25 protein-coding genes and 1 tRNA gene are annotated in these 21,908 nt (G+C 66.3%); 4 read left to right on the top strand and 22 right to left on the bottom strand.

Annotation, left to right across the window (positions count from 1 at the left end; all coding sequences use genetic code 11):
- Positions 1 to 6: 6 nt before the first annotated feature.
- The 4 genes from ACFU5O_RS11515 to ACFU5O_RS11500 form a co-directional block, all read right to left on the bottom strand.
- The gene (locus ACFU5O_RS11515) at positions 7 to 1,296 is read right to left on the bottom strand and encodes a homoserine dehydrogenase (RefSeq protein WP_384239663.1); all 1,290 of its coding nucleotides are present in this window, start codon (positions 1,294 to 1,296) and stop codon (positions 7 to 9) included.
- A 117-nt stretch (positions 1,297 to 1,413) separates the two neighbouring features.
- The gene (gene lysA / locus ACFU5O_RS11510) at positions 1,414 to 2,805 is read right to left on the bottom strand and encodes a diaminopimelate decarboxylase (RefSeq protein ID WP_384239050.1); all 1,392 of its coding nucleotides are present in this window, start codon (positions 2,803 to 2,805) and stop codon (positions 1,414 to 1,416) included.
- Positions 2,806 to 2,824: 19 nt separating this feature from the next.
- Positions 2,825 to 3,835 carry an ArgS-related anticodon-binding protein NrtL gene (gene nrtL, locus ACFU5O_RS11505; RefSeq protein ID WP_384239048.1) on the bottom strand — a complete coding sequence of 337 codons (1,011 nt, stop codon included), beginning with the start codon at positions 3,833 to 3,835 and terminating at the stop codon, positions 2,825 to 2,827.
- 55 nt (positions 3,836 to 3,890) lie between these two features.
- Positions 3,891 to 4,370 (bottom strand): response regulator, encoded by a 480-nt coding sequence (locus ACFU5O_RS11500; RefSeq protein ID WP_384239662.1) that lies wholly within the window; start codon positions 4,368 to 4,370, stop codon positions 3,891 to 3,893.
- 295 nt (positions 4,371 to 4,665) lie between these two features.
- Here ACFU5O_RS11500 and ACFU5O_RS11495 point away from each other — a divergent pair.
- A tRNA-Arg gene (locus ACFU5O_RS11495) sits at positions 4,666 to 4,737 on the top strand.
- Between the two features lie 217 nt (positions 4,738 to 4,954).
- On the opposite strand, the gene ACFU5O_RS11490 is transcribed toward ACFU5O_RS11495, so the two are convergent.
- From ACFU5O_RS11490 to ACFU5O_RS11425, 14 genes are all read right to left on the bottom strand, one after another.
- Positions 4,955 to 5,686 carry a hypothetical protein gene (locus tag ACFU5O_RS11490; RefSeq protein ID WP_384239046.1) on the bottom strand — a complete coding sequence of 244 codons (732 nt, stop codon included), beginning with the start codon at positions 5,684 to 5,686 and terminating at the stop codon, positions 4,955 to 4,957.
- Positions 5,687 to 5,767: 81 nt separating this feature from the next.
- Entirely contained in the window at positions 5,768 to 7,141 is a 1,374-nt protein-coding gene (locus tag ACFU5O_RS11485) for a tyrosine-type recombinase/integrase (protein WP_384239042.1), read from the bottom strand.
- On the bottom strand, positions 7,138 to 7,311 hold the full coding sequence (locus ACFU5O_RS11480; protein ID WP_384239660.1) for a helix-turn-helix transcriptional regulator: 174 nt from the start codon (positions 7,309 to 7,311) through the stop codon (positions 7,138 to 7,140). The genes ACFU5O_RS11485 and ACFU5O_RS11480 overlap by 4 nt, the downstream gene beginning before the upstream one ends.
- Positions 7,312 to 7,322: 11 nt before the next feature.
- Entirely contained in the window at positions 7,323 to 8,711 is a 1,389-nt protein-coding gene (gene repSA, locus ACFU5O_RS11475) for a replication initiator protein RepSA (RefSeq protein ID WP_384239040.1), read from the bottom strand.
- Positions 8,686 to 9,117 carry an ASCH domain-containing protein gene (locus ACFU5O_RS11470; RefSeq protein WP_384239038.1) on the bottom strand — a complete coding sequence of 144 codons (432 nt, stop codon included), beginning with the start codon at positions 9,115 to 9,117 and terminating at the stop codon, positions 8,686 to 8,688. The genes repSA and ACFU5O_RS11470 overlap by 26 nt, the downstream gene beginning before the upstream one ends.
- Entirely contained in the window at positions 9,117 to 10,628 is a 1,512-nt protein-coding gene (locus ACFU5O_RS11465; protein ID WP_384239036.1) for a DNA cytosine methyltransferase, read from the bottom strand. The genes ACFU5O_RS11470 and ACFU5O_RS11465 overlap by 1 nt, the downstream gene beginning before the upstream one ends.
- On the bottom strand, positions 10,625 to 10,855 hold the full coding sequence (locus ACFU5O_RS11460) for a hypothetical protein (protein WP_384239659.1): 231 nt from the start codon (positions 10,853 to 10,855) through the stop codon (positions 10,625 to 10,627). Before ACFU5O_RS11460 ends, ACFU5O_RS11465 begins: the two co-directional genes overlap by 4 nt.
- 91 nt (positions 10,856 to 10,946) lie before the next feature.
- Positions 10,947 to 11,255, bottom strand: a complete 309-nt coding sequence (locus ACFU5O_RS11455; protein ID WP_384239034.1) for a hypothetical protein — start codon at positions 11,253 to 11,255, stop codon at positions 10,947 to 10,949.
- A gap of 24 nt (positions 11,256 to 11,279) precedes the next feature.
- Positions 11,280 to 11,474, bottom strand: coding sequence for a hypothetical protein (locus ACFU5O_RS11450; RefSeq protein ID WP_384239032.1), 195 nt, complete (start codon positions 11,472 to 11,474; stop codon positions 11,280 to 11,282).
- On the bottom strand, positions 11,471 to 11,668 hold the full coding sequence (locus ACFU5O_RS11445) for a hypothetical protein (RefSeq protein ID WP_384239031.1): 198 nt from the start codon (positions 11,666 to 11,668) through the stop codon (positions 11,471 to 11,473). Before ACFU5O_RS11445 ends, ACFU5O_RS11450 begins: the two co-directional genes overlap by 4 nt.
- Before the next feature lie 20 nt (positions 11,669 to 11,688).
- Positions 11,689 to 12,357: a DUF2637 domain-containing protein gene (locus tag ACFU5O_RS11440; protein ID WP_384239029.1), complete on the bottom strand. Its 669-nt coding sequence runs from the start codon at positions 12,355 to 12,357 to the stop codon at positions 11,689 to 11,691.
- A 74-nt stretch (positions 12,358 to 12,431) separates the two neighbouring features.
- A complete protein-coding gene (locus ACFU5O_RS11435; RefSeq protein ID WP_384239027.1) occupies positions 12,432 to 12,614 on the bottom strand; it encodes a hypothetical protein in 183 nt (60 codons plus the stop codon).
- 79 nt (positions 12,615 to 12,693) lie between these two features.
- Complete coding sequence (locus ACFU5O_RS11430) at positions 12,694 to 14,058, bottom strand: FtsK/SpoIIIE domain-containing protein (RefSeq protein ID WP_384239026.1); 1,365 nt, start codon at positions 14,056 to 14,058, stop codon at positions 12,694 to 12,696.
- 5 nt (positions 14,059 to 14,063) lie between these two features.
- Positions 14,064 to 14,408 carry a hypothetical protein gene (locus ACFU5O_RS11425; RefSeq protein ID WP_384239024.1) on the bottom strand — a complete coding sequence of 115 codons (345 nt, stop codon included), beginning with the start codon at positions 14,406 to 14,408 and terminating at the stop codon, positions 14,064 to 14,066.
- A gap of 161 nt (positions 14,409 to 14,569) precedes the next feature.
- Between ACFU5O_RS11425 and ACFU5O_RS11420 the strand changes: the two genes are divergently transcribed.
- Together ACFU5O_RS11420 and ACFU5O_RS11415 are read left to right on the top strand one after the other, a co-directional pair.
- On the top strand, positions 14,570 to 15,301 hold the full coding sequence (locus ACFU5O_RS11420; RefSeq protein ID WP_384239022.1) for an XRE family transcriptional regulator: 732 nt from the start codon (positions 14,570 to 14,572) through the stop codon (positions 15,299 to 15,301).
- Positions 15,302 to 15,330: 29 nt separating this feature from the next.
- Positions 15,331 to 15,801, top strand: coding sequence for an NUDIX hydrolase (locus ACFU5O_RS11415; RefSeq protein WP_384239021.1), 471 nt, complete (start codon positions 15,331 to 15,333; stop codon positions 15,799 to 15,801).
- On the opposite strand, the gene ACFU5O_RS11410 is transcribed toward ACFU5O_RS11415, so the two are convergent.
- Both ACFU5O_RS11410 and ACFU5O_RS11405 read right to left on the bottom strand, forming a co-directional pair.
- Positions 15,789 to 16,349 carry an HD domain-containing protein gene (locus ACFU5O_RS11410; protein ID WP_384239019.1) on the bottom strand — a complete coding sequence of 187 codons (561 nt, stop codon included), beginning with the start codon at positions 16,347 to 16,349 and terminating at the stop codon, positions 15,789 to 15,791. The genes ACFU5O_RS11415 and ACFU5O_RS11410 overlap by 13 nt on opposite strands.
- Before the next feature lie 540 nt (positions 16,350 to 16,889).
- Entirely contained in the window at positions 16,890 to 18,359 is a 1,470-nt protein-coding gene (locus ACFU5O_RS11405) for a DUF262 domain-containing protein (protein ID WP_384239017.1), read from the bottom strand.
- Between the two features lie 204 nt (positions 18,360 to 18,563).
- Between ACFU5O_RS11405 and ACFU5O_RS11400 the strand changes: the two genes are divergently transcribed.
- The gene (locus tag ACFU5O_RS11400; protein WP_384239015.1) at positions 18,564 to 19,553 is read left to right on the top strand and encodes an HNH endonuclease; all 990 of its coding nucleotides are present in this window, start codon (positions 18,564 to 18,566) and stop codon (positions 19,551 to 19,553) included.
- A gap of 24 nt (positions 19,554 to 19,577) precedes the next feature.
- Here ACFU5O_RS11400 and ACFU5O_RS11395 read toward each other — a convergent pair whose 3' ends face one another.
- Complete coding sequence (locus ACFU5O_RS11395; RefSeq protein WP_384239013.1) at positions 19,578 to 20,762, bottom strand: DNA cytosine methyltransferase; 1,185 nt, start codon at positions 20,760 to 20,762, stop codon at positions 19,578 to 19,580.
- Between the two features lie 54 nt (positions 20,763 to 20,816).
- On the bottom strand, positions 20,817 to 21,560 hold the full coding sequence (locus ACFU5O_RS11390) for a hypothetical protein (RefSeq protein WP_384239011.1): 744 nt from the start codon (positions 21,558 to 21,560) through the stop codon (positions 20,817 to 20,819).
- Positions 21,561 to 21,908: the final 348 nt, after the last annotated feature.

The raw sequence follows: 21,908 nt of genomic DNA, 5'->3' as shown, positions 1-21,908 counted from the left end.
GGGTGTTTACTCTCCTTCAACCCGCATGATGCTGGCGACACCACGCACGGTGTCGAGATTGCGCAGCGCCTCGACGGTCCCCGAGAGGGCGGCGTCGGGCGCGCGGTGGGTGACGACGACGAGCGATGCCTCGCCGTCCTTGCCCGTCTGGCGCACCGTGTCGATGGATACGCCGTGCTCGGCGAAGACCGTCGCGACCTGGGCGAGCACGCCAGGCTTGTCGGCCACGTCGAGGCTGATGTGGTACCGCGTCACGACGTCGCCCATGGGGCTGACGGGCAGCTGTGTGTACACGGACTCGCCGGGCCCGGTGGCCTCCGCGAGCTTGTTGCGGCAGACCGCGACCAGGTCGCCGAGGACCGCGGACGCGGTCGGGGAGCCGCCGGCGCCAGGGCCGTAGAACATCAGCCGTCCGGCGGCCTCGGCCTCGACGAAGACCGCGTTGTACGCCTCGCGGACCGATGCCAGCGGGTGGCTGAGCGGGATCATCGCGGGGTGGACGCGGGCCGTCACCGACTTCCCGTCCGCGGCCCGTTCACAGATCGCCAGCAGTTTGATGGTGCAGCCCATCTGCCTGGCGGAGGCGAAGTCGGCGGCGGTCACCTCGGTCATGCCCTCGCGGTACACGTCGTCGAGGCGTACGCGGGTGTGGAAGGAGATTCCGGCGAGGATCGCGGCCTTGGCCGCGGCGTCGAAGCCCTCGACATCGGCGGTCGGGTCGGCCTCCGCGTACCCGAGGGCGGTGGCCTCGTCGAGCGCCTCGGAGTAGCCGGCACCCGAGGTGTCCATCTTGTCGAGGATGAAGTTCGTGGTGCCGTTGACGATACCGAGGACACGGTTGACCTTGTCGCCCGCGAGCGACTCGCGCAGCGGCCTGATCAGCGGGATCGCGCCGGCGACGGCGGCCTCGAAGTAGAGGTCGCGGCCGTGTTTCTCGGCGGCGGCGTACAGCGTGGCGCCGTCCTCGGCGAGCAGTGCCTTGTTGGCGGAGACGACGGACGCGCCGTTCTCGAAGGCGGTGGTGATGAGGGTGCGGGCGGGCTCGATCCCGCCGATGACCTCCACCACGACGTCGATGTCCCCGCGCTCGACGAGCCCTTTGGCGTCGGTGGTGACGAGCTCCCGGTCGATGCCCTCACGGACCTTGGAGGGACGGCGGACGGCGACCCCGGCGAGTTCCACGGGGGCGCCGATCCGGGCGGCGAGGTCGTCGGCGTGCGTCGTCATGATGCGCGCCACCTCTGAGCCGACCACTCCACAGCCGAGCAGCGCCACCTTCAGCGGACGCGTACGCATCATCCGACCTACGCCTTTCATCGAGCACAGCCATTCCATCAAGCAGGGTGCGAACCAGTCTCACTCACCGGACGGGGGTTTCTGTCCCTCTGTCCGGATCCTGAGACACATATTTCATCAGCCGACATCGAGACGCAGGAGATCTTCCTCCGTCTCCCGTCGGACGATCACGCGCGCCCCGCCGTCGTTGATCGCGACGACCGGCGGGCGGAGTGCGTGGTTGTAGTTGCTGGCCATGGAACGGCAGTACGCCCCGGTGGCGGGCACGGCGATGAGGTCCCCCGGCGCCAGATCGGCGGGCAGGAACGCGTCCCGCACGATGATGTCGCCGCTCTCGCAGTGCTTGCCGACGACGCGAACGAGCATCGGCCCGGCGGTCGACGACCGCGAGACGAGCGCGACGCTGTACTCGGCGTCGTACAGGGCCGTACGGATGTTGTCGGACATCCCGCCGTCGACGCTCACGTACGTCCGCAGACCTTCCAGCGGCTTGATCGTGCCGACCTCGTACAGCGTGAAGGCCGTCGGTCCGACGATGGCGCGGCCGGGCTCGACCGAGATACGAGGCGTACGCAGTCCGGCCGCCTCGCATTCGCGGGTGACGATCTCACCGAGTGCCTTGGCGATCTCATGGGGCTCGCGGGGATCGTCGTCGGACGTGTACGCGATCCCGAGGCCGCCGCCGAGGTCGATCTCGGGCAGCTCGACCCCGTGCTCGTCCCGCACCTGCGCCAGCAGCTGCACGACACGCCGGGCGGAGACCTCGAATCCCGCCATGTCGAAGATCTGGGAGCCGATGTGCGAGTGAATACCGATGAGCTCCAGCCCGTCGAGCTTCAGGGCCCTGCGGACCGCTTCCGCCGCCTGCCCGTCCGCGAGCGCGACACCGAACTTCTGGTCCTCGTGGGCGGTGGCGATGAACTCGTGGGTGTGCGCCTCGACGCCGACGGTGACACGGATCTGGACGCGCTGGCGCCTGCCGAGCGACTGGGCGATGTGCGCGACGCGCACGATCTCCTGGAAGGAGTCGAGGACGATGCGCCCGACACCGGCCCGCACCGCGCGCTCGATCTCCTCGGAAGACTTGTTGTTCCCGTGGAAGGCGATGCGCTCGGCGGGCATACCGGCGTCGAGGGCGGTGATGAGCTCTCCCCCGGAACACACGTCCAGATTGAGCCCCTCCTCCTTGAGCCAGCGCACGACTGCGCGGCTGAGGAACGCCTTCCCGGCGTAGAACACGTCCGCGTCCTTGCCGAAGGCCTCGGCCCAGGCGCGGCAGCGGGCGCGGAAGTCGCTCTCGTCGAGGAAGTAGGCGGGCGTGCCGAACTCCTCGGCGAGCCGCGTGACTTCCAGCCCGCCGACGGTGACGACCCCGTCCTCGTTCCTGGTGACCGTCCGGGCCCAGACCTTCTCGTCGAGCGCGTTGAGATCGGCGGGCGGGGCGGAGTAGTGCCCCTCGGGGAGGACGTCTCCGTGACGAGGCCCTGCGGGGTGGGCGGAACGGCTCATGCTGTCTCTCTCACATCTTTCACAAGTGTTCGGGCGCGCTGATGCCGAGCAGGGACAGGCCGCCGGCCAGCACCGTCCCGGCGGCGTCGGCGAGCGCGAGCCGGGACCGGTGGGCGGCCGAGGGTTTCTCGTCGCCGCGGGGCAGCACGGTGTACTGGAAGCCGAGGAGTGCGTCGGCGGTGACTTCGAGGTGCCGTGCGAGCCGGTCGGGCGCGCGACGGCGGGCGGCGGAGGCGAGGACGGCGGGATGGTCGCGGAGGGCGGCGAGCAGAGCGGGCGCGTCGGCGCCGGCCTCGGCGTCCGCCCCGGCGTCGACCTCGGCCCCGGCCTGGTCCAGGCCTGATATCCCGAGCTGAGCGGCGTTACGGAGAAGCGCGCGGCTGCGGGAGTACGCGTAGCGGACGCGGAAGAAGGGATTGGCCTCGCTCTGCACGAGGAGACCGTCACCGGTCATCGGGCGGTCGTGGGCGGCGGCGCGGAGCAGCGCCCAGCGGCCGGCGTCCGGCCCGAGCCGCTCGAACAGGCCGTCCTCCCGGACCGGAACGGCGGTGATCCGTTCCTCGCCTCCGGGCACCACATCGGCGGCGGCCCCCTGGGCGCGCAGCAGCCGTACGACCGTATGTGTAAGGACATCGGCCCGCGGTTCGCTGGCGGGCGCGAAGGAGTGACGGACCCCGGCGAGGCTTTCGCCGTGCCCGTACCGGGGCCCCTGCTCGCGCACCGCACGCACGAGGGAGGCGCCGGAACCCGGACCCAGGGTGAAGTTCAGAAACCCGGGACCCGTGATCTCGACCCGTGCGATGCCGGGGGCATCATGCATCCGCGCCCGCAGTATCTCGGCGACCTCATGGGCGCCACGGCCGGCGGGGCCGGCCAGCCGGAGCGCGACGCCGGTGGCGTAGTCCCCGTGCCCACCGGGCCGGGGCCGCTCGACCTTCACCTTCTCCGGTACGACCACCCCGAGGGCACCCTCCTCGACCGCACGGCGCACGGCGCCCAGCACGGTACGGGAGAGCTCTGCGGGGGTCACGGGACCAGCGTATGGGAGGAAGGGGGTGTGATCGCGAACCGGTTTCGCCATCCGGTCAGCCCCGCGTACTCCCCGCCCGCCCGGCACCGTGCCTGCCGTCGACCGCCGGCGGGCCCTCCTGGTGCTCCCGGTGGTCACGGTGTTCCCGGTGTTCCCGGTGTTCCCCGTGTTCCCTGTGCATCAACCGCCGCACGAGCCGTACCAGCTCGGCAGGCTCGAAGGGCTTCGCGAGGAAGGCGTCGACCCCGGCGGCGATACCGCTCTCCACCTCGTACTGCGTACACGCGCTGATGATCGCCACGGGGACATTCCGGGTCCTCGGATCGACGCGCAGCCGCGAGGCGGTCAGCAGACCGTCGAGCCGCGGCATCACCACGTCCAGGGTGATCACATCGGGCCGCACCTGGTGGACGACCTCCAGGCACTCGGCACCATCGGCCGCGGTCACGACCTCGAAGCCCTCCAGCTCGAGATTGACCCTGATCAGCTGCCGGATGACCCTGTTGTCATCTACAACGAGCACCCGGCCGGACACGCCTGACACAACTCGAGAGTAGGTCCCGCGCCGGGGCTGCGTCCGGGTTTTCCCCACTTCCGCCCTTCGTTGGGGGCGCGCGGCGGGGGCGCGTGGACCGGGCGGGGCCGCGGACCGAGGTGTCCGGGATCTCTGGGGGCTTGTGTCCCTGCGGCCGTCCCCACGTTCGCAACGACGCCCGAACGACGTCCGAACGACGCCGGAACGGCCGCCCGTCACTGCCCGGAAATACCTGTTCACGGGTACCCCGCGGGAGCTGGTAGGGTTCTACCCGTCGCCGCCGAGAGCGGCGGACGCCCCCGTAGCTCAGGGGATAGAGCAACGGCCTCCGGAGCCGTGTGCGCAGGTTCGAATCCTGCCGGGGGCACCCTGTATGAGGTGCCCAAAGACCCCGCCATCAGCGCTTTCGCTGAGGACGGGGTCTTCGCGTATGTGCAGCCGTGTGCCGCTCGGAGCGGGCCTATGTCAGGGTCTGTGGACGAGCTGTGGACGGGATCTTGGCGCATCGCCGCAGGTGAACCCAAGAAAGTGCCAGCAGCCTGAACTATCGACACAGGGCCCCACTCTTCCGGGAGCTTCCGCTCTCAGGAGTAGGTGGACAGGTCGGTTGCGCCGCCAGTGCGTGACGGCTCGGCTTCCGCCGCCGGCGCGTGCGGCGTGAGAGCGAGGACGCCGACACCCTCAACGCGCGTCCCTGCCAGCAACTCAAGTGGGCTGACACCCAGAGCCGCAGCGATCTCGGGGGCGAGGCCAAACGCGGCCCACTTCCACTCCTCCTCGGCCTCTTCGTTTCTAGTCGCTTTATCCCATGTCGGTGGTAGTCCCAGTTGATGCCGCCGAACCCTTTCGAGGGGCAGCGGCTCTCCCAGCGTGAAGTGGGCGTCCTCGGCTTCGCCGGTCTCGCAGTACCGCCGCAGTACCACGCCCCCCTCAGCAACAAGCCAGGCCGAGCCGTCGCCCTGAGCGCCGAAGTAGTAGGCCTGTGCATGGCCGTAGCGGAGGCTCAGATTCGTGCACAGACGGAGCACCTCATCGCTGCGCTCAACGTCGCACGGGTCGCACCACGGGCCGATGACCAGAGTCCACCCGTCGAGTTCGGGGCTCACATATACCCGAGCCATTCCGTCGGGATTCTCCTCCGACTCACCGTGGCCATCATCGTCGATGACTGCCTCGGCTTCGGCGAACGTCACTGGACTGGGCTGGGTAAGCCCCAGCACTTCCATGACACCCGCCTGATCACCGGTCGGCACAGCGATCCAGAACAGCCAGCATGTCGCCAAAGGCCTTGGAAGATCATCAACGGAAGCGAGCACGGACACACTGTGTCATGCCGTCGTGCAGAGACGACAAGGCCCCTGGACGGATCCAAAGGCCTTGGGCACGGGCAGTGGAGCTCACTCGTACTCGCGGAGCAGATCTTCGATGCGACGGTTGGCGACGTCTTGCCTCCCGTCGAGGCACTTCGCGTAGCGGGTCAGCAGGACCTCAACGCTGTTGCCGGCGCGTTCGGCAACCTCGGTGGGGTCGACGCCGGCGTTGAGCCATGTCGACAGCGCCGAGTGCCGCAGGTCGTACGGACGGCTCGCGAGGGGTGAGGCCGCGACCGCCGGCGGCAGTGCGAGGAGCCGAGCGTCCCGCCACACGCGGTAGTACGTCGAGGACGGGACGACCGAGCCCTTCTCACTGAAGAAGAGTCGGCCGTCTTCCGCCGTGCCGAAGGTGGCGAGGTGCTCACGCAGCACCGCAATGAGCTGGGGCGGAATGGGCACGCGCCGGACGTCTTCAGTCGGCCGATTCTTGAGCCCGCGGTCGTCGTGGGTCTCCCCCGAGTCGGTCCACTGCTTGCCGACCGAGGGACGAGTTCGGTGGAGCAGCGCCGAACCCCAGCCCTCCTCAGGGAGAACGAGGTCAGCTTCAGCTAGGCCGACCGCCTCAGCGGGCCGGAGACCACCGAAATACATAGCGGCGAACAACCCGACGAGGCGCCGACCGCGGGCACGCCGGTAGCCGCCGACGTACGACACTGCGGTGAGCAGAGACCGGGCCTGCTCAGGGTTGGCAACCACGCGCGGGTCGACCTGGGTGGACACCTTGGGCTTTTGCCAGCGGACGGCCGTAAGGGGATTCTCCGGGAACTCCCCCAAATCGACCGCATAGTTCGCAGCATTGACGAGTGTCCGGCGCTTGCGCCGTACCGTCTCACCAGCTGCAGCAGTGCCGTCAAGCTTGAGCTTCAGCGAGTCGAGCACGGCGCGCCCGATCACCGGGTCGGCCAGGTCGGACAACGGCCGAGAGGCCTTGGCGACCCAGTGCAGGGCATTACCGATGTCGATGGGCAGATCCCGCTCATCAGGCCCGGGGAGGACAAAGGCCCAGTTCCTCAGGGCCTTGCGCAGCAATTCTTCGGCCGGCCGTCCAGGCCGATCGTCGAGCAGCGCCATGGTGACCGAGGCCAACGATTCGTTGATGCCGTCCCGTGTATTCGGTGCGGCGTGCGGCCATTTCATCGCGAGGTACTTCAGCGCGAAGGCGTACCAGGTCAGAGCTGATTTCTTCTCCGCCATGGAAGCGGGAAGACCAGATTCTGTGTCGAACTCTTCGCCATCCCGCGTGGCCTTCAGGAGCTTCGCACGGTAGTGGTCGGCCAATGCTTTGGTCCGGAAGGTCTCGGAAAAGACATTACCTGCCACATACCAGCGGACACCGTACGAGGGCGTCTTGGTGTCGCGCTTGCGGACACCCCATACCTTCACATCGAGAGACTTCACGCGGCAGCGCCCTCCAGGTTGCGGAGCCACGCGCTGAAATCGCTGCGCCATACGCGCAGTTCCCCGTTGGGCAGCTTGAATGCGGCGGGCCCCTGCCCCAGCTCACGCCACCGGTAGAAGGTACGACGGGACACGCCACCCAGCTCGTCGAGAATCTGCGGAACGGTCATCAGCTCGTCTTTCACGTCACCACTCCTTCCAGTGCTCGGTGGTCTTGCATGGCCTCCCGGGCGGTTTCTCGGTTGATGCGGATGTCTTCGGCGATGGATGCGGCGAGGGTGGATTCGCCGGGTGTGTGGCCGTGGCCGGCGTAGCGCCAGTCGGCAAGCACGAGGGTTGTTTCTGGCTCGGGTAAGCCGAGGGCTTGCCGTTGTTCGGTGGCGCGGTAGTCGGCACGGACCTGCCGCCGCTGGCTGAACGTCGAGGAGTAGCGGCGGGACTTGGTGAGGAAGTGGCCGCGGAAGCCGAGCATGTGCGCCCAGGCCCAGAGCCTGCGGTCGGGGTAGAGGGGATCGAGGTCCCAGCAGGCGCGGATGAGCCGGCGGGCGTGCTCAGGCACACGGTGCTGGTCGAGTTCGGCGAGTTCGCCGATCCGGCGGTCGAGCGCACCCGTGGTCTCGGCTGCCTTCGTGGCGTACTTGGCGACGTAGCCTGCCACCGCACCCTCGCTGATCTCCTCCCCCGAGTCGAACGCCTTGATGGGACGGACGTCGAGCTGAGTGCCCCAGCACAGGGTGCGTGCGGGCTGCCCGTCGACGGCGGGCACAGTCACCGTGGTGTACGAGTGCTTCCTGGCCGCGCGGATCGCATCCGTGAGGAGTTCAGTCGTGGCCCACCGCGGCGGCAACGTTTCAGGGCCGTCCGGGCCGTCGATGCGGATCACCGCGTGGAAGTGGATCGCGCCCCGTTTCTGGAACTCCGCGACCTTGTTGAACGACAGCCGGGCGACCTCCTTAAAGGCTTTCTGCGTCAGGCTGGCGGCAGCGGCGAGCTCGCGGCGGAGCCGGTTGACGAACCGGTGCCACAGCTCCCCCGCGTGGTTGTTGAACAGCACCGCCCCGGCGTAGTCGTACGTCGCGGGATCGAGCGCAGTGCCGAGAGCGGGATCGTCCTCACTGTGGCGGGTGCCGCAGCGGCAGCGGCCCGTGTCGGGGCGGTTGTGGACCGGCCCGAACGACGGAGCAGTGAGGGTCGCAAAGACCCGGGGCCGTTCGCGAACCGTGGTGGGGATGTTCATCGCGTCGTCCCCCGACAGGCCCGCGCGGACAATGCGGTACGCGTCGCCCGCGTAGAGGTAGGCGCAGGACTCGCAGCGTGAGGCCCGGCGGTTGCCGCAGGCGATGCGCAGCCGGCCACCCGGCTCATCCACCGTCGAGTACGCGTGCAGGACTTGCCCCGTGGCCTTGTCGCGGGTGAGGGACCAGCCGGTGAGGTGGATGGGTTGGGCGCATCCGCCGGTCTTCTTGATCTGTTCTCGCCAGCGGTCGAAGTCGGGGGCCGAAGCCACCCTGAGCAGGTCGCCCAGGGTGGTCGGGTCGAGCGTGTCAGCCACGGGAGGCCTCCAGCGCATCGGTCAGGAGCGGGGAGGCCAGCAGGCCGGCGGGCGGGGTCCACAGGCCCCGGGCACCGGGCACCGGCAGCGGCACGGCGAGCGGGATCACGTCGGTCAGTCGCCAGTGGTAGCGACCACGGGCGGACCAGAGGGTGCACCAGCCGTCATCCGGGTGGCAGCCATCCAGCCGGGCCACAGCAACGACCGCACCCCGGGGAAAGGGGCGGCGCAGGAACGGACGGGCCAGGGGGGCGTCATGGGCGTTCGGGTCGAGGGTGCGTCCGGCGTGGATGAGGATCAGGCCCCGGTGGTCGGTCGGCCAGTCACGGTTCTCGATCCGCTTGGTGCCGTAGGCGATGGCACTCGCCCAGGGCTGCCGCAGCGTCAGCGCCAGGACAGGGCTGTCGGCTTCAAGGGAGGGCATCAGAGCACCTCCAGGAGGGCGGAGGCGATCCACTGGGCAACGTTGGCGGGCACGGCGTTTCCGGCCTGCTTGGTCTGCTCTCCCCCGTGGCCGAGGACCGTGTAGTCGTCGGTGAAGCGCTGGGCGCGCAGGTGCTCGCGGGCGGACAGCATCCGGAAGTAGCAGTCCTCCACGTCGATCTGGGCGGGGGTGCTGTCGGTGCCGAGGACTAAGCCGGCTGACTCGCGGGTGGCGATGGTGTGCAGCGGTGACCCGGTCGTGGTCAGCCCGCCCTTGCGGTAGGGGATGACCAGGCCGTGGTGGTTGCCGCCAGCGGTGATCGCGGCCAATGGGTCAGCGACTCCCCGGGTGGTGGAGCCGCCGCCGCGGTGCTCGGTGATGAACGGAGCGGGCAGCAGCAGGGCTTCGCTCTCGCGGGTGGTGCGGGTCCGCATGGGCACGGTGACGGCGGCGGCGTCGGTGTTCCAGCTGCCGCCGGCTGGGACGAGCAGGGGCGGGATGGCGATGCCGTCGCCGATGCGCACCGTGCGGGTGGGCAGAGGAGCGGCCAGAGCGGGGAACGCGCGGCCGTCGCCCTGGTCGGCGTGGTTGACGGTGACCACGGACGGCACCCGGTGCTTGTCCAGCCCGAGCCGGATCTTGCGCAGGGTGGAAGCCGCGAGGGGTTTCATGCCCTTGCTGTGGCGGTCGCCGATGCGGATACCGGGGTCTGACCAGTTGATCGCGCTGGCGGCGGGGCGTACGTACGGCTCGACGATCCGATGACGGCAGCCGGGGTTGGGGCAGCGGAAGTCGTACTGCTGCCGGTACTTGCCGATCTTCCGGCCGTTGCGCCAGGACTGCACGGCCGGCACGTCCTGTTCGCAGACCGGGCACCAGGTGGGCGGGCGGACATCGAGATTGGGTGCCCGAAGCTCGCGGCGGGTGAAGACGATGAAGATCCGGTCCCGCCACTGCGGGGCGTGCGGGTTGTCGTCGGCGCCGATGTGGGCGGCGTTGACCGAGATGATCTGGTGGCGGAAGCCGAGGATTTCCCAGGCGTGCAGCCACCAGGAGAACAGCGGCCAGGCGGTGGCGAAGCGGGGCACGTTCTCGCACACCACGGCGTCGAAGTTGTGGACCTCTGCGGCGCGCAGGATGTCGTAGGCGGTGGCCCGGGTGCGCTCCCACGCGGCGTCCTGAATCGGGCCTTCTTCCAGGAGATCCAGCTGACCGGGAGTGGGCGGAGGCTTGGGGCGGTTGATGCCGTCGGCGGGGCTGCCCTCGGTGCAGATCGGCGAGCCGACCAGGACGCGGGCCTTGGGCAGGCGCCGCATGTCGTAGTGGTCCAGGTCCACACAGAGGTGCTCGGCCTCGGGGAAGTTGGCCGCGTGCGTCTCGACCGCTCGTGCCCAGTGGTTGGCACCGAGCACCACATCGAACCCGGCACGGCGGAATCCGTCGGAGTCCCCGCCGGCACCGCAGAACAGATGGATCGAGGTCGGCCGGGACGTGGCGGAACGGCGCATCATCGGCCTGCCTCCCGCCCGGAGGAGGTGACACCGAGCCGGTCGACAGCCGGGCGGCGTGAGGTGACGAGCCAGAGGGGTGCGGTGCCGGTGCCGTGGCAGGCCGGGCAGTGCGCGGTGATGGTGCGCAGGTGTCCGTTCCGGTCGCGGCCGCCGAGGGTGACGGCGACGGAGGGGAAGCCGTCGCAGTTCGGGCAGATTCGGGAAGCGCGAGGCGTGCGGTCGGGCATCATGGGTGTTCCTTCCGGTTTGAGTGATCAGGTAGGGGTCGGTCCGTCCGGGCGGCGGATACTTGGCGGTAGAGGCCGCCCGGAGGGCCGGTCACTTGTTGGGCTTCTTGGGCGTCTTGACTGCGAGGGTGATCAAGCCTCCGCCGCCGATCAGCGCCGGTACGGCTGCCTTGATCGCTGCCGCTGTGGTGGCGGCGACCTGGACCAGGGACAGCACGGCGACGGTGGTGATGTAGACCAGGCCCAAGACGCCGACCGTGGCGACGAGGATCAGGACCACCGGGCCGGTCCAGGAGCGGGGCGTGGTGTGGACGATGACCACGGACCGGGGGTCGGTGCCCGGGGGGATCAGGTCTGCCGGGACGTGTCCGGCGCGGAGCTGCGCATCGGGGCGTATCACGGTGGTTCTCCCTTCCGGATCAGGTCACTTGGTGGTGCCGTTGACGACGTCGACACCGACTTCGGTGCCGGACTCGATCGCCGGGGCAAGGAACGTGTCGGCGAGGAGGAAGCCGCCGAGGAGGAGCACGACGATCAGCCAGGTCGGCGGGCGCATGATCTTGATTCCGAAGTAGCCGAAGATGGCGATCACGGCGATCAGCGGCAGTTCGACGTTCACGGTCGGTCGTTCCTTTCGGTGGTCGTCGGGTTGGGGAAGCGGGAACGGATGCTGTTCGCGGTGGTCGGGTCGGGGGTGCGCCGTGCGGCTTCTTCGGCGAGCAGGTGGGCCAGGTAGGGGCGATCGGCGGCGGCCATCTCCCGGGCGCTGTCGAGGTAGTCGCCGGCCTTCAGGTCTGCGGGGTCACGAGTCATCGGGGTTGCTCCCTTTGAGGTCAGGCGAGTTGGGCTGCGATCGCGTCGGCCATCGGGCCGGGGACGCCGAGACGGGTGCGCAGGGTGTCGGGGTCGATCGCGGTACCGGTCGAGGCTTGGTGGGCGTCGGCGATCTTCCGGGCCTGCGTGATGAGTGCGGCCGGTACCTGAACGGCGGGGGGAAGCGCCGGAACCGGATCAGCGACGGGAGCGGGCTCGGGTGCCGGGACCGGGGCGGGGGCGGGCATGTCGCGGGTGAGCGCGACATCCGCAGGCGGTGCGGCAGATGGGGCCGGGGTCGTGTCGGTGGCCTGCTGGGCAGGGGTGTGGACTAGCAGGGTGCCGCCGAGGAAGGCGAGCGCGGGCCAGCCGGCCACCAGGATCCGCAGCCAGGCCGGAACGTCGTTCAGGTCGAGCAGTCCGGCGGTGGCGACATTCGCGCCAAGCGATGCGGCAAGCGCGACGGCGAACCACGTCCATGCAGCACGCGCGGGCTCACCGGCAGCGCGGAGGATGCGTAGCCGTCGCCAGGCAGCGACCAGCAGCAGATCCACCGAGATCGGATACGCCCAGGCTTTCCAGCCGTCCTGTCCCGCGGCGACGGCGATGTCGTGCAGGTGGGCGAAGGACAGAGCCCCGGCGATCACGGCTTGCACCAGCACGGCATCCAGGCGGATCTTGCGGCTCACGGTCTTCACCTCCTTGGGTGTGGGGCCAGGGCCGGGCGGGGCTCATACGTCCTGCCGCCCGGCACCCGGCGGGATCAGTCGGTGGGCGCCGTACCGGTGCCGAAGCAGGTCAGGCACAGGGCTTCCTGCCGGTCGTCGCTCACTCGCTTGCTTCGGCCGCCGACCTGGAAGGACTCGGAGACCTGACCGGTCTGGCAGTCCGGACACGGCTTGCTCTTCGCGGTCTTGCGGGTGGTGCTCGGCCTTCGTGAGGCCATGACGTGCCTCCTCGTTTCGGGCATGGCGGGGGTAGGGACCTGGCGCGAGACGGTCACGCCGGCCGGATGAAGCGGAGGGCTACGCAGTGCCCGAGGCGATTGCAGGCGTGGCGGCCGGGGCCGATTCCGGCTCGGGGTTCCCGGTAGGCGGGCGGAAGGGGGCCAGGGCCGGGATGTCCGGGGTCAGGTGCGCGAACTCGCGGCACACCGTGGCGACTTCACCCAGGGACGTCTTCGGTGTGCGGATGCGCGTCCAGTTGCCGGAGGAGTCACCGACGATCGCGGTACCGGCACGTTCCGGGGCGATGCTGGTCGCAGCCAGCACGGCGAGTTCGTTGACGTCGGCCAAGCCCATTTCGGCGGTCTGCTTGTCGTTGCAGCGGTGCACCACGCGGCCGGTGAGCTGGGCGCGCAGCGCGGTTGCGCCCTTGCCGAGTTCGGAGCCGAAGCGCTGCCCGCACACCTCCAGGTAGATGCCGACCGCGCGGGCCAGCTGTGCGAGGCGGACCAGCTGGGTGACCATGTGGTCCCTGCGGGCCGTGTCTGCCTTGGAGGCGGTCAGGAACAGTTCGGCGATCTCATCGATCAGGACCACGATCGGGATGGGGCGCAGCTTCTTCGGCAGGCCCCAGATGTCGGAGGTGATGTCTTCCAGCGCCGTGCCCGGGGCGATGCCCTGGTGCAGGCAGAGCAGGTCGAAGCGGTCTTCCATCTCCAGGACCAGCGCGTCCAGCAGTCCCTCGGCCTGATCACGGGTGATGGCGAGGGCCGACAGCCGCGGGGCGAACGGGCTCTGTTCCACACCGCGCTTGCAGTCGATGCCGACCAGGGCGACGCTCTGCGGTGCGAGAGCCTTGATCAGGCAGCGCTGGTGCATCGACTTGCCCGACTTGTTCGCCCCCAGCGTCAGCCCGTGCGGGATCTCCTGGTAGTCGCGCACGTATGGCCGGCCGTCCTCCCGCAGAGCAACCGTCGCGGACAGCGGACCGGGAGCCAGGCGGCGCGGCATCCGTACGTGGGCGAGGATGTCGAAGCCGGTCATTCGCAGATCGACGACACCGGGCTTGATCTCGATGACGTGCACCGAGTACACAGCCCACGCGTGCCGCAGCCGCTCGGCCGACTTGACCACATCGTCCGGGGCCAGGCCCGCAGCCAGCCGCAGACGGAGAACCATGCCTGTGCGGGTCGGACGGATACCGCGCAGTTTCGGAATGCCGGGGCGGGCCTGCTGCTCGCCGGCGGACAGCTTCTTGGCGAAGACCTTCCACCACGGCGGAGCGACGGTCAGCTCACATGCCTCCATCGTCGGGCGGTAGGAGGAGAGGACCCGGTAGAGCGCGGCCGGAAGGCCGAACAGCACCCAGTACACGGCCGGAGCCTTGACCCGAACGATCAGCGCGAAGACGGCTAACGCGCCTATGAACAGAAGCAGTTCCGTCACGGCGATCAGCCCTTGCCGTTCGCAGCCGTCGGCACCTGCGCGGCCATCACGGCGGTCGCCTTGAAGCTGATGCCGTGCCCGAAGTCGTTCTCCCACGGCGTGGCTACCAGGCCCGGCAGAGCCACCGGCATACCGGGGACCAGGTCCGGCTGCACACCGTCCTCGGTGACGACGACCGTCACAGCGTCCGGCCGGCCATCCACGACCACAGCCACGTTCACGCTGTACTGAACCTTGCCGGACTGCTTGTCGATCGCGACCTCACCGGTCTCCCGGTTCTTGATCTTCGGCTCCGGAGCCTGGATCAACATCACCGTCATGGCTTCGGTCTTCACGGGGATCCTGCGCATCGCCTTGTCTCCTGTGGTTGAGGCTGGTTGAACCCGCCGTATCGGGCGGTGAGATCAGGAGACCGCAAGAAGTGATGGACACATCACGGCCCGTATGGACGTTTGGGGACGTCTGAGCTATCGTCAAAACGTCCCCAGCGTCCCAGAGATGGCGGTGCGAGTTGGCGAACGAGCGCCTGCGGGCGACAATTTCAGCGAAGGGCGAGACCGTCCAGTCGCTTGCGCAGCACGTCGGCGTGGACCCGAAGAGCGTTGAGCGCTGGATCACGACCGACCGCACACCGCATCGCGGGCACCGCTGGAAGGCGTCAAGCTTCCTCGGCGTGGACGAGGTCTATCTCTGGCCCTCTGTCACCAAACAGGCTGAGACAGCAAGTACTTCAGAGTTGGTCACGTACTACCCGCACCGCGGCGCAGTGCCGGCCACACTCTGGTCATCGCTTATCGAGCAGGCCACGAGCCATGTCGAGATTCTGGTGTACGCCGGTCTCTTCCTGTTCGACAGCCACCCGGACCTGCCGGATCAGCTGGCGGATAAGGCCGCAGCGGGAACGCAAGTCCGGATACTCCTCGGTGACCCGGAATCTGAGATGGTCCGCCAGCGTGGCGAAGAGGAGGGCATCGGCAACGACCTTGCCGCCCGGGCACGGATCACCCGCCGATACCTCGAACCGGCCGCTAAGACGCCGGGCGTCGAGGTCCGGCTTCACGACACCATCCTGTACAACTCGATCTACCGGTTCGACGACGACATCTTGGTGAACCCCCACGTCCTCGGAGCTCCGGCCGGACAGAACCCCATGCTGCACTTCCGCTACATCCCAGGAGCGCGGACCTTCCGCCACTACATGAAGAGCTTCGACTACGCGTGGGACCTCGGCACTCCTTCGTAGACGACCAGCACTCATGCGACGCTGGAGCCATGGCCCGTATCGACTACTTCAACGACCCGAAGGCCCCGAAGGCGAACAGCATCGTCCCGTCTGTCACAGCCGTGGCGCTCAACGAGGCGGGCGAAGTGCTGCTGATCCACAAGACCGACAACGACCTGTGGGCACTGCCCGGCGGAGGAGTCGACGTCGGTGAGTCGGTCGCGGACGCCGCAGTACGCGAGACGAAGGAAGAAACCGGGTTCGACATTGTCGTCACCGGACTGGTCGGCCTCTATACGAATCCGGCGCACGTCATGGCATACGACGACGGCGAGGTACGGCAACAGTTCTCGATCTGCTTCACGGCGAAGATCACCGGCGGTAAATTGCGCACCAGCAGCGAGAGCAAGGAAGTCGCGTTCGTACGGCCAGACCGGCTCGACGAGCTCCGCATCCACCCGTCGATGCGGATGCGGATCGACCGCGGATTGTCTGGCGAGGCGGAGCCTTACATCGGCTGATTGGCGAGCCGCGTACGAGTCCGTTCGACAGCGGCCCCAAGGTACGGCCTCGCCTTGCTGATCGCGGTATGCACTACGCTGCCGGGTTCGTAACGCACGAGGATCTCGTCCATGCGCCGATCGAAGTCGAATCGCTGCCCGGCGGGCCCTGTGGTCATGTCGGCGAAGATCAGCGCGTCTAGCAGCGGTGAGTCTTCACGCTCGTACGCGGCTAGCTCAGCCGAGAGCCCACGTTGCTCGGCTTCGTACACCGCGCCGGAGTGATGGGCGACGAGCCGCACCAGGCGGTCAGGGGCCCCGAGGGACGCCAGATGCCGGGCACCGTCAAGCGGATGAAACCCTGTGTCACGCAACTCGGGCGCGTACCCAATGTCATGGAGCCATGCTGCGGCGACAAGGAGATCCCGTTCACCCTCGGACACAGCATGCGACGCTTCGGCGGCCCGCGCGGCGACAGCCTGAGTGTGCAGCCATCGATTGCCGAGCGGCGGCAACAACGACTCGGCCAGCTCGGCCGCTCCTCGGGGCGTGTCCAGCGCAAAAGGCATGAACGGCACGGTAGCCCAGCCCGGCGACAGAGCAACAGCCAGCATCACCCGAGACAGGACACAGCCCGCCCGACGTAACGCGGACAGAGTTTCCCTACGTCATCAAGTGCTCGCTTCGCTCGCCGATGAGCCCGGCCTCCTGGAACTGCAAGCAGTCTGATGACATCAGAGGTGCCGCGCACAGCGCGGCGGCGCCGGCCGGACGCCGCCGCCCGGCTCCCTCCATGTCTCCGCCACCGGGACCGCGCGTCGTCGCCCGCCCGCGCCCACAAAGGGGCGAAAGACCAGGCCGGGGCTGAGGGATAGTGCGGCACCACAGGTCAGAACCAGTCCGCGGCTGGGCGGTCGACTCCACGGCTTTAGGCAGCCACTTTGGGGCGAGCCTCTAAGGTCATGGCCCCAACGTCGTGCTTTAACGGGCAGGTCCACAGACTGCCCGACTCGCCATCAGCTTAAGGGGCCATGATCACTCGCCCCAAAGCAGCTCCAGCCCAAAGCCGCTCCGCCGACCTTTCGGGAATAGCTCCCCTCCCAAGAGGTTTACACCGTGAGGGTATCCAGGTCCTCGGCAATCGCACGGAGCAGCGCTGCCTGCACTAGGGGAAAACGCTCCGGGGCCAGGGTAGAAGGCGAGGTCTCACCAGAGGCGTATCGCGCGAACGCCTCACCAATTTTCCTTCTCTTACTGGCGACCGCTCCCGCCTTCCCGTGATCAACATCGTGTTGCAGTCCGGTACGGAGAAGATTCACGTCGATGAAAGACGAGGGAACATTACCGTCGAGACGAGAGCCCGGACCCTCACGGAGAACGAAATAGAGTTCACCGATCAACTTCGAGTAAGCTTCGAAGTTCTCGATGGGCTCGCGAATCGAAGACATCGCGGCGAGGGTCTTGTTAGTAGGCTTGAAAAGATCCGACCCATGCTTGGCGGAGTACTGTTCATTCCTTTGCGAGATCAGGGTTCCAATCCTACGACCCAGGTTGTTAATCTCCTCTCGGATCGCGGTCGATGCCGGCTCCTTGAGCGACAGCACGTTCATCCACGCAGGGTCTGAGATCAGCAGCTTACGCAGAAGGATCTCGTGCCGATCTTTAGCGCCAGACTTGACATTCGCCGAGAGCGTTCGCTGATAGTCCAGGTACGCAATGTCGGTGGCCTTCGTGCCCAACTCATTCTGCCTCGCAAGCTGGGCGGTGAAGTCCTCAAAGAAGGAGTAGAGACGCTCCTCCGTCCCTTCGGATCGCCCACTCGACACAATAACTGCCCCTAGCGTGATGAACGATTGGATGGTGCTTCGGTTTCGAAGGGCCGAACTCTTTTCAGGGAAACAGCGATCGAGGTAGTCAAGCGTACTCAGGAGCCGTGTCGCCACTTGCGAGTCCTCCGAGAAGTTGCTCTGCGAGTCAGCCAACTCCTTCAAGTCGTCATACCGAAGCCCCAGACCAAAGCCTTCAATCTCCAAGGCAAGGGCCTTCAACGCCATATCGAAGTACGCTTTTCGCGTATTATTAGTCTTCACCTTACCGGCGAAGAACTTGTGAGCGGACAGTTTTCGCGCGTAACGAATTAGGTTGCTATTTACCGAATTCAGCCTCTCGGCAGAAGTGAGACTCTTTCCCGCTTGAAGCCGCTGGAAGAACTCCTGAATGTCATCGTCAGTAGCTTCGGTGATTTCATCGTACTGAATCTCGAAGTCATCAAAGTCATCGGTGACTGCGTCAGGGAGCTCAGAGTAGGTGCGCCCGCCAAACCGCTTGGCGGATTCCTCGGAGAGCGTCAACTCATCCTCAAAGAATTCCCAGATCGTGGCGAGGCGCTGCTGCCCGTCCACCACGTCGAACTCATCAGGATCGCTGGAAGTTTTCGCGAAATAGAACTTCGGAAGTTTCCACCCGCTCAGAATCGAGTCGATGAGAAGTCTCTTCTGTTGAGGTGACCACACCTCATCACGCTGCCAGTCGGGGATATCGTAGCGGCCGCGACGCTTGAACACCTTGTCGAGCGCCATGCTACGTGGCTCCATTTTCATTAGCTCTCCCCGCCCCTTGCAACTCTTCGATAGGCCTCTCACGGCCGCCCTGAGGGCAAATCCTAGTCAGGCGAGGCGGCTTACGCACCCTCCTTTGCGCAGGTTCATGTGCATGCGGGCATGCCTAGCCGATCCTGCTCCCACTCCGACCGAGGTGTCGGTGCCGGCGTCTAACCTTCCGTCATGCGCAAAGGATCGATCAGTCGAGACGGTGTCCTCAAAGCCATAGCTGAGTACGACGAGTTGGGTCGCGACAGGTTCCTGTCCGATTATGGGTACCAGCCAGCGACTGGGTACCTCCTCGTACACGAGGGCAGGACATACGACTCAAAGGCCATAGCCGGAGTCGCTCACAAGTTCGATCAAGATCGGGCGCTCAGGCCGGACGAGTTGAGCGGGGGACGGTCGCACGCCGCCAAGTGGCTCGCCCAACTTGGCTTCTTGGTCCGTTCATCCAGGAATCCTGACTGGACGCGTGACGAGATCATCCTTGCCTGCGACCTGGCGATGACCAACGGCTGGAAGCGACTGGAGTTCAACGACCCACGCGTGATCGAGCTGTCCGCAGTGTTGCAGACCATGCCGATTTACCCGGAAGAAGTACGTACCGAGTTGTTCCGGAACCCCAACGGCGTAGCTCGCAAGACAGCCGACATTACGTCCCGGCACCCGGCCTACCAGGGGAAGCCCACGAACGGCAACGCGCTCGATGTCGAGGTGATGAACGACTTTCTGGCCCGGCCAGCCGAGATGGCGGAGGTAGCCCAGCGCATCCGGGACGGTCTCATCACAGGAGAATTCCAAGACCTCGCCCCGGAGGCCGAGGAGGAGGACGACTACAGCGCACCCGAGGGCAGGTTGCTGATCCGCCGCCACAAGAGCCGCGAGCGGGACAAGGGGCTACGCAAGAGGAAGATCAATGCCGTCTTGCGCCAGGGCTGCCAGCTCGCATGCGAGGCATGCGGCTTCGACTTCGAGGCCACCTACGGCCCGCGGGGCGCCGGATACATCGAGTGCCACCACGTTGTGCCCCTGCATGAGGCTGGCGAAGGGCTAACCAAGCTCGCTGATCTCGCTCTGATCTGTGCCAACTGCCACAGAATGATCCACCGTCATGCGCCGTGGCCCACGCCTGACGAACTCCGCAATCTCATCAACGCACGCCGAGGTTGACCGCCTCCTCCACAAGCACTCTGTCTACTTTTTGACGAGAGCTTCAGCTTCCATGTGCTTCTCATGGAGCTTCAGAGCATCCATAAAGGCCGGGCTGTAGCGCAGACGACTTGCCTCAAGCCTGCTACGAAACCCCTTAGTTGCGCGGAAGCTCAAGGGGTGGGCTTGAGCTACATCCACCACGTCAAGCAAGTGACGGTAAGGCTGATGGGCGGGCCACATCGAGACGTTGGACGCCCATCGCTTTCCCTGATAGCCCCATGCAGCAAGCGGCCAACGGGCAGCCCCTACACAGTCAATGTCGCCAGTCCGGTCATAAACCTGAGGAGCGACCAATTGCTCAGCTAGCCATGTAGAAACGCCAACGGTTACAGCATTACCCACAAGCTTCCAACGATGCCCTACACGACCATTCACGGAAGCTGTCCACCCCGCCTCGAAGCCCTGCAGAACTTCGCCGTCACTAATATGAGGCGTAATTATTGCCTTGCCAACTTCTTGCTGCGGAATCCATATGGCAGGCGCAGAGGAGATCCCCATGGACGAGCCACCCTTGAGAGTGGGAATAGCATCCTCAGCCCAACCGATTCCAGTATTACCTTCCGTCCAGTAAAAGCCGAACGCATCTGCCGAGTACCTTGCCTCATGCGGTTCACCAGCGTCACGGGCAAGCAGGACGTCCGCAGGATCATCATCCTTCGAGGCCACCATCAAGACCCTTTGCCTTCGCTGAGGAACGCCAGTGAAGCGTGAATCAACGACTCGATAGGCCCACCGGTACCCCAGGCGCTCCAGCTCCGAAACGAGATAGGCCATAGCCTTACCCTTGTCCAAAGCCAGCATGTTGCGCACGTTCTCAATTACCACCCAGCGGGGACTGCTGTCCGACAGGAGGTCAAAAAGGTGCTTGATCAGGCCTGAGTTTTCACCCTCGATGCCCGCCTGCCTCCCAGCCTGTGACAGGTCCGTGCACGGGAAGCCCGCTGTGACGACATCCACATCCGGCAAGCCAGTCAGCGTCCGCACGTCATCATGCATCGGCACGCCGGGGAAGTTCTCCCTCAGCACCGTCCGTGCCGGCTCCCAGAACTCGCACAGCAGCTCAGTGGTCGCCCCCAGTGCGTGGAAGCCCAGTTCAAGCCCACCGATGCCAGCGAACAGGCCAGCTACACGGAGGGTGCTGTCGGAGGAGGACGTCACGTCGAGCATGCCCACATCCTGCCAGATCTTGCGTGAGATCTCGAGTCCGGATGGCTGCCGCACCTACATATCTGCCCACTCCATGGGCGGATTGTTCCTCGCGTCATAAGCCTCAAGTATGGAGGCGAGGAACTCGCCCATATCGAGATACTCACCATCGACAGGCCTACGGGTGGCCGGTGGACACGGCCTGTCGACGTCGTAGAAATCAAGCCTCCCCTTTTCAGACCCCTCGAATTCATACAACCCGATGAAGAATTTTTCGAACAGGTCCAGAGGACCATCCGGGCGCGATCGACCAGAGCGGTTTCGAAAGGTCCTCACTGCCGCGCCGAATGACGACGGCTCACGGCCGCCGCCGTAGTCATCACAAGAGTCGTACGGAAGCATGAGCAGTCCGATCATGACCGCATAGGGCTGCCTTTGATGATAGTCCATGGCTTCGGCCCGAAGTTCAGCATCGTTACGACTGTAGTTCTTGGTGTATCTACTGCTCTTTCCATCGGCTGCCTGAATGTGCTTAAGAGATACACCCAAGCCAAGCCCAAGCTGCGGGGTGGAATAGTTAACGTCTAGCTTTTTGAAGCCTTTCGCAGTGCGAGCTCTCGACTCCTGCCCCTTCCCGTCCGGGGTCGGAAGGATTCCCTCGAAGTCCTTGCGAAGCCGGTTCGCGATGAATGTTGCCATGTCATTCGCGAAGCGGGTCGCGTATGCAATTCGCTCACCCTGCTTCGCTCCGGCAACAGGCCTTGGGTTTCCATTCAGAACGTCGAGGAACGTATCAAGGTTCTTACTTGGTCCGTGCATCCCTACCCACCCCTGCGCAGTACTGCGAGCCTCGGCTCTGGGAGTGTCGCACAGTGATCAACTGAGAGAGGGGCATCAGTACGAAAATCGTGGACCTTGCCACCCGGGCGAGAGATACCGCCCCCCACGTGGACCATGGGTGGACGGCGCCCCCTCAGCAAACCCCCTTAGGCCTGTGACCAGCAGAAACCGGATTCAGACACAGGGCCTCCGGAACTGTTACAGCAGTGCAGCGCAGAGATCGAACCCGTCGACCGGCGAAAACCATAGGGTCTTCCGCGGACGGCTGATCAGCGTCTCGGGTCCGGAAGCAGCGACGGTTACAGATTCCTCCCGGCGGTGGCCGCG

This window comes from Streptomyces sp. NPDC057445 (genome assembly GCF_042802855.1).
In the GTDB taxonomy this organism is placed as follows: domain Bacteria; phylum Actinomycetota; class Actinomycetes; order Streptomycetales; family Streptomycetaceae; genus Streptomyces.
Note: the sequence above shows the minus strand (reverse complement) of the source record. Positions and strands in the feature narration are given on the sequence as shown.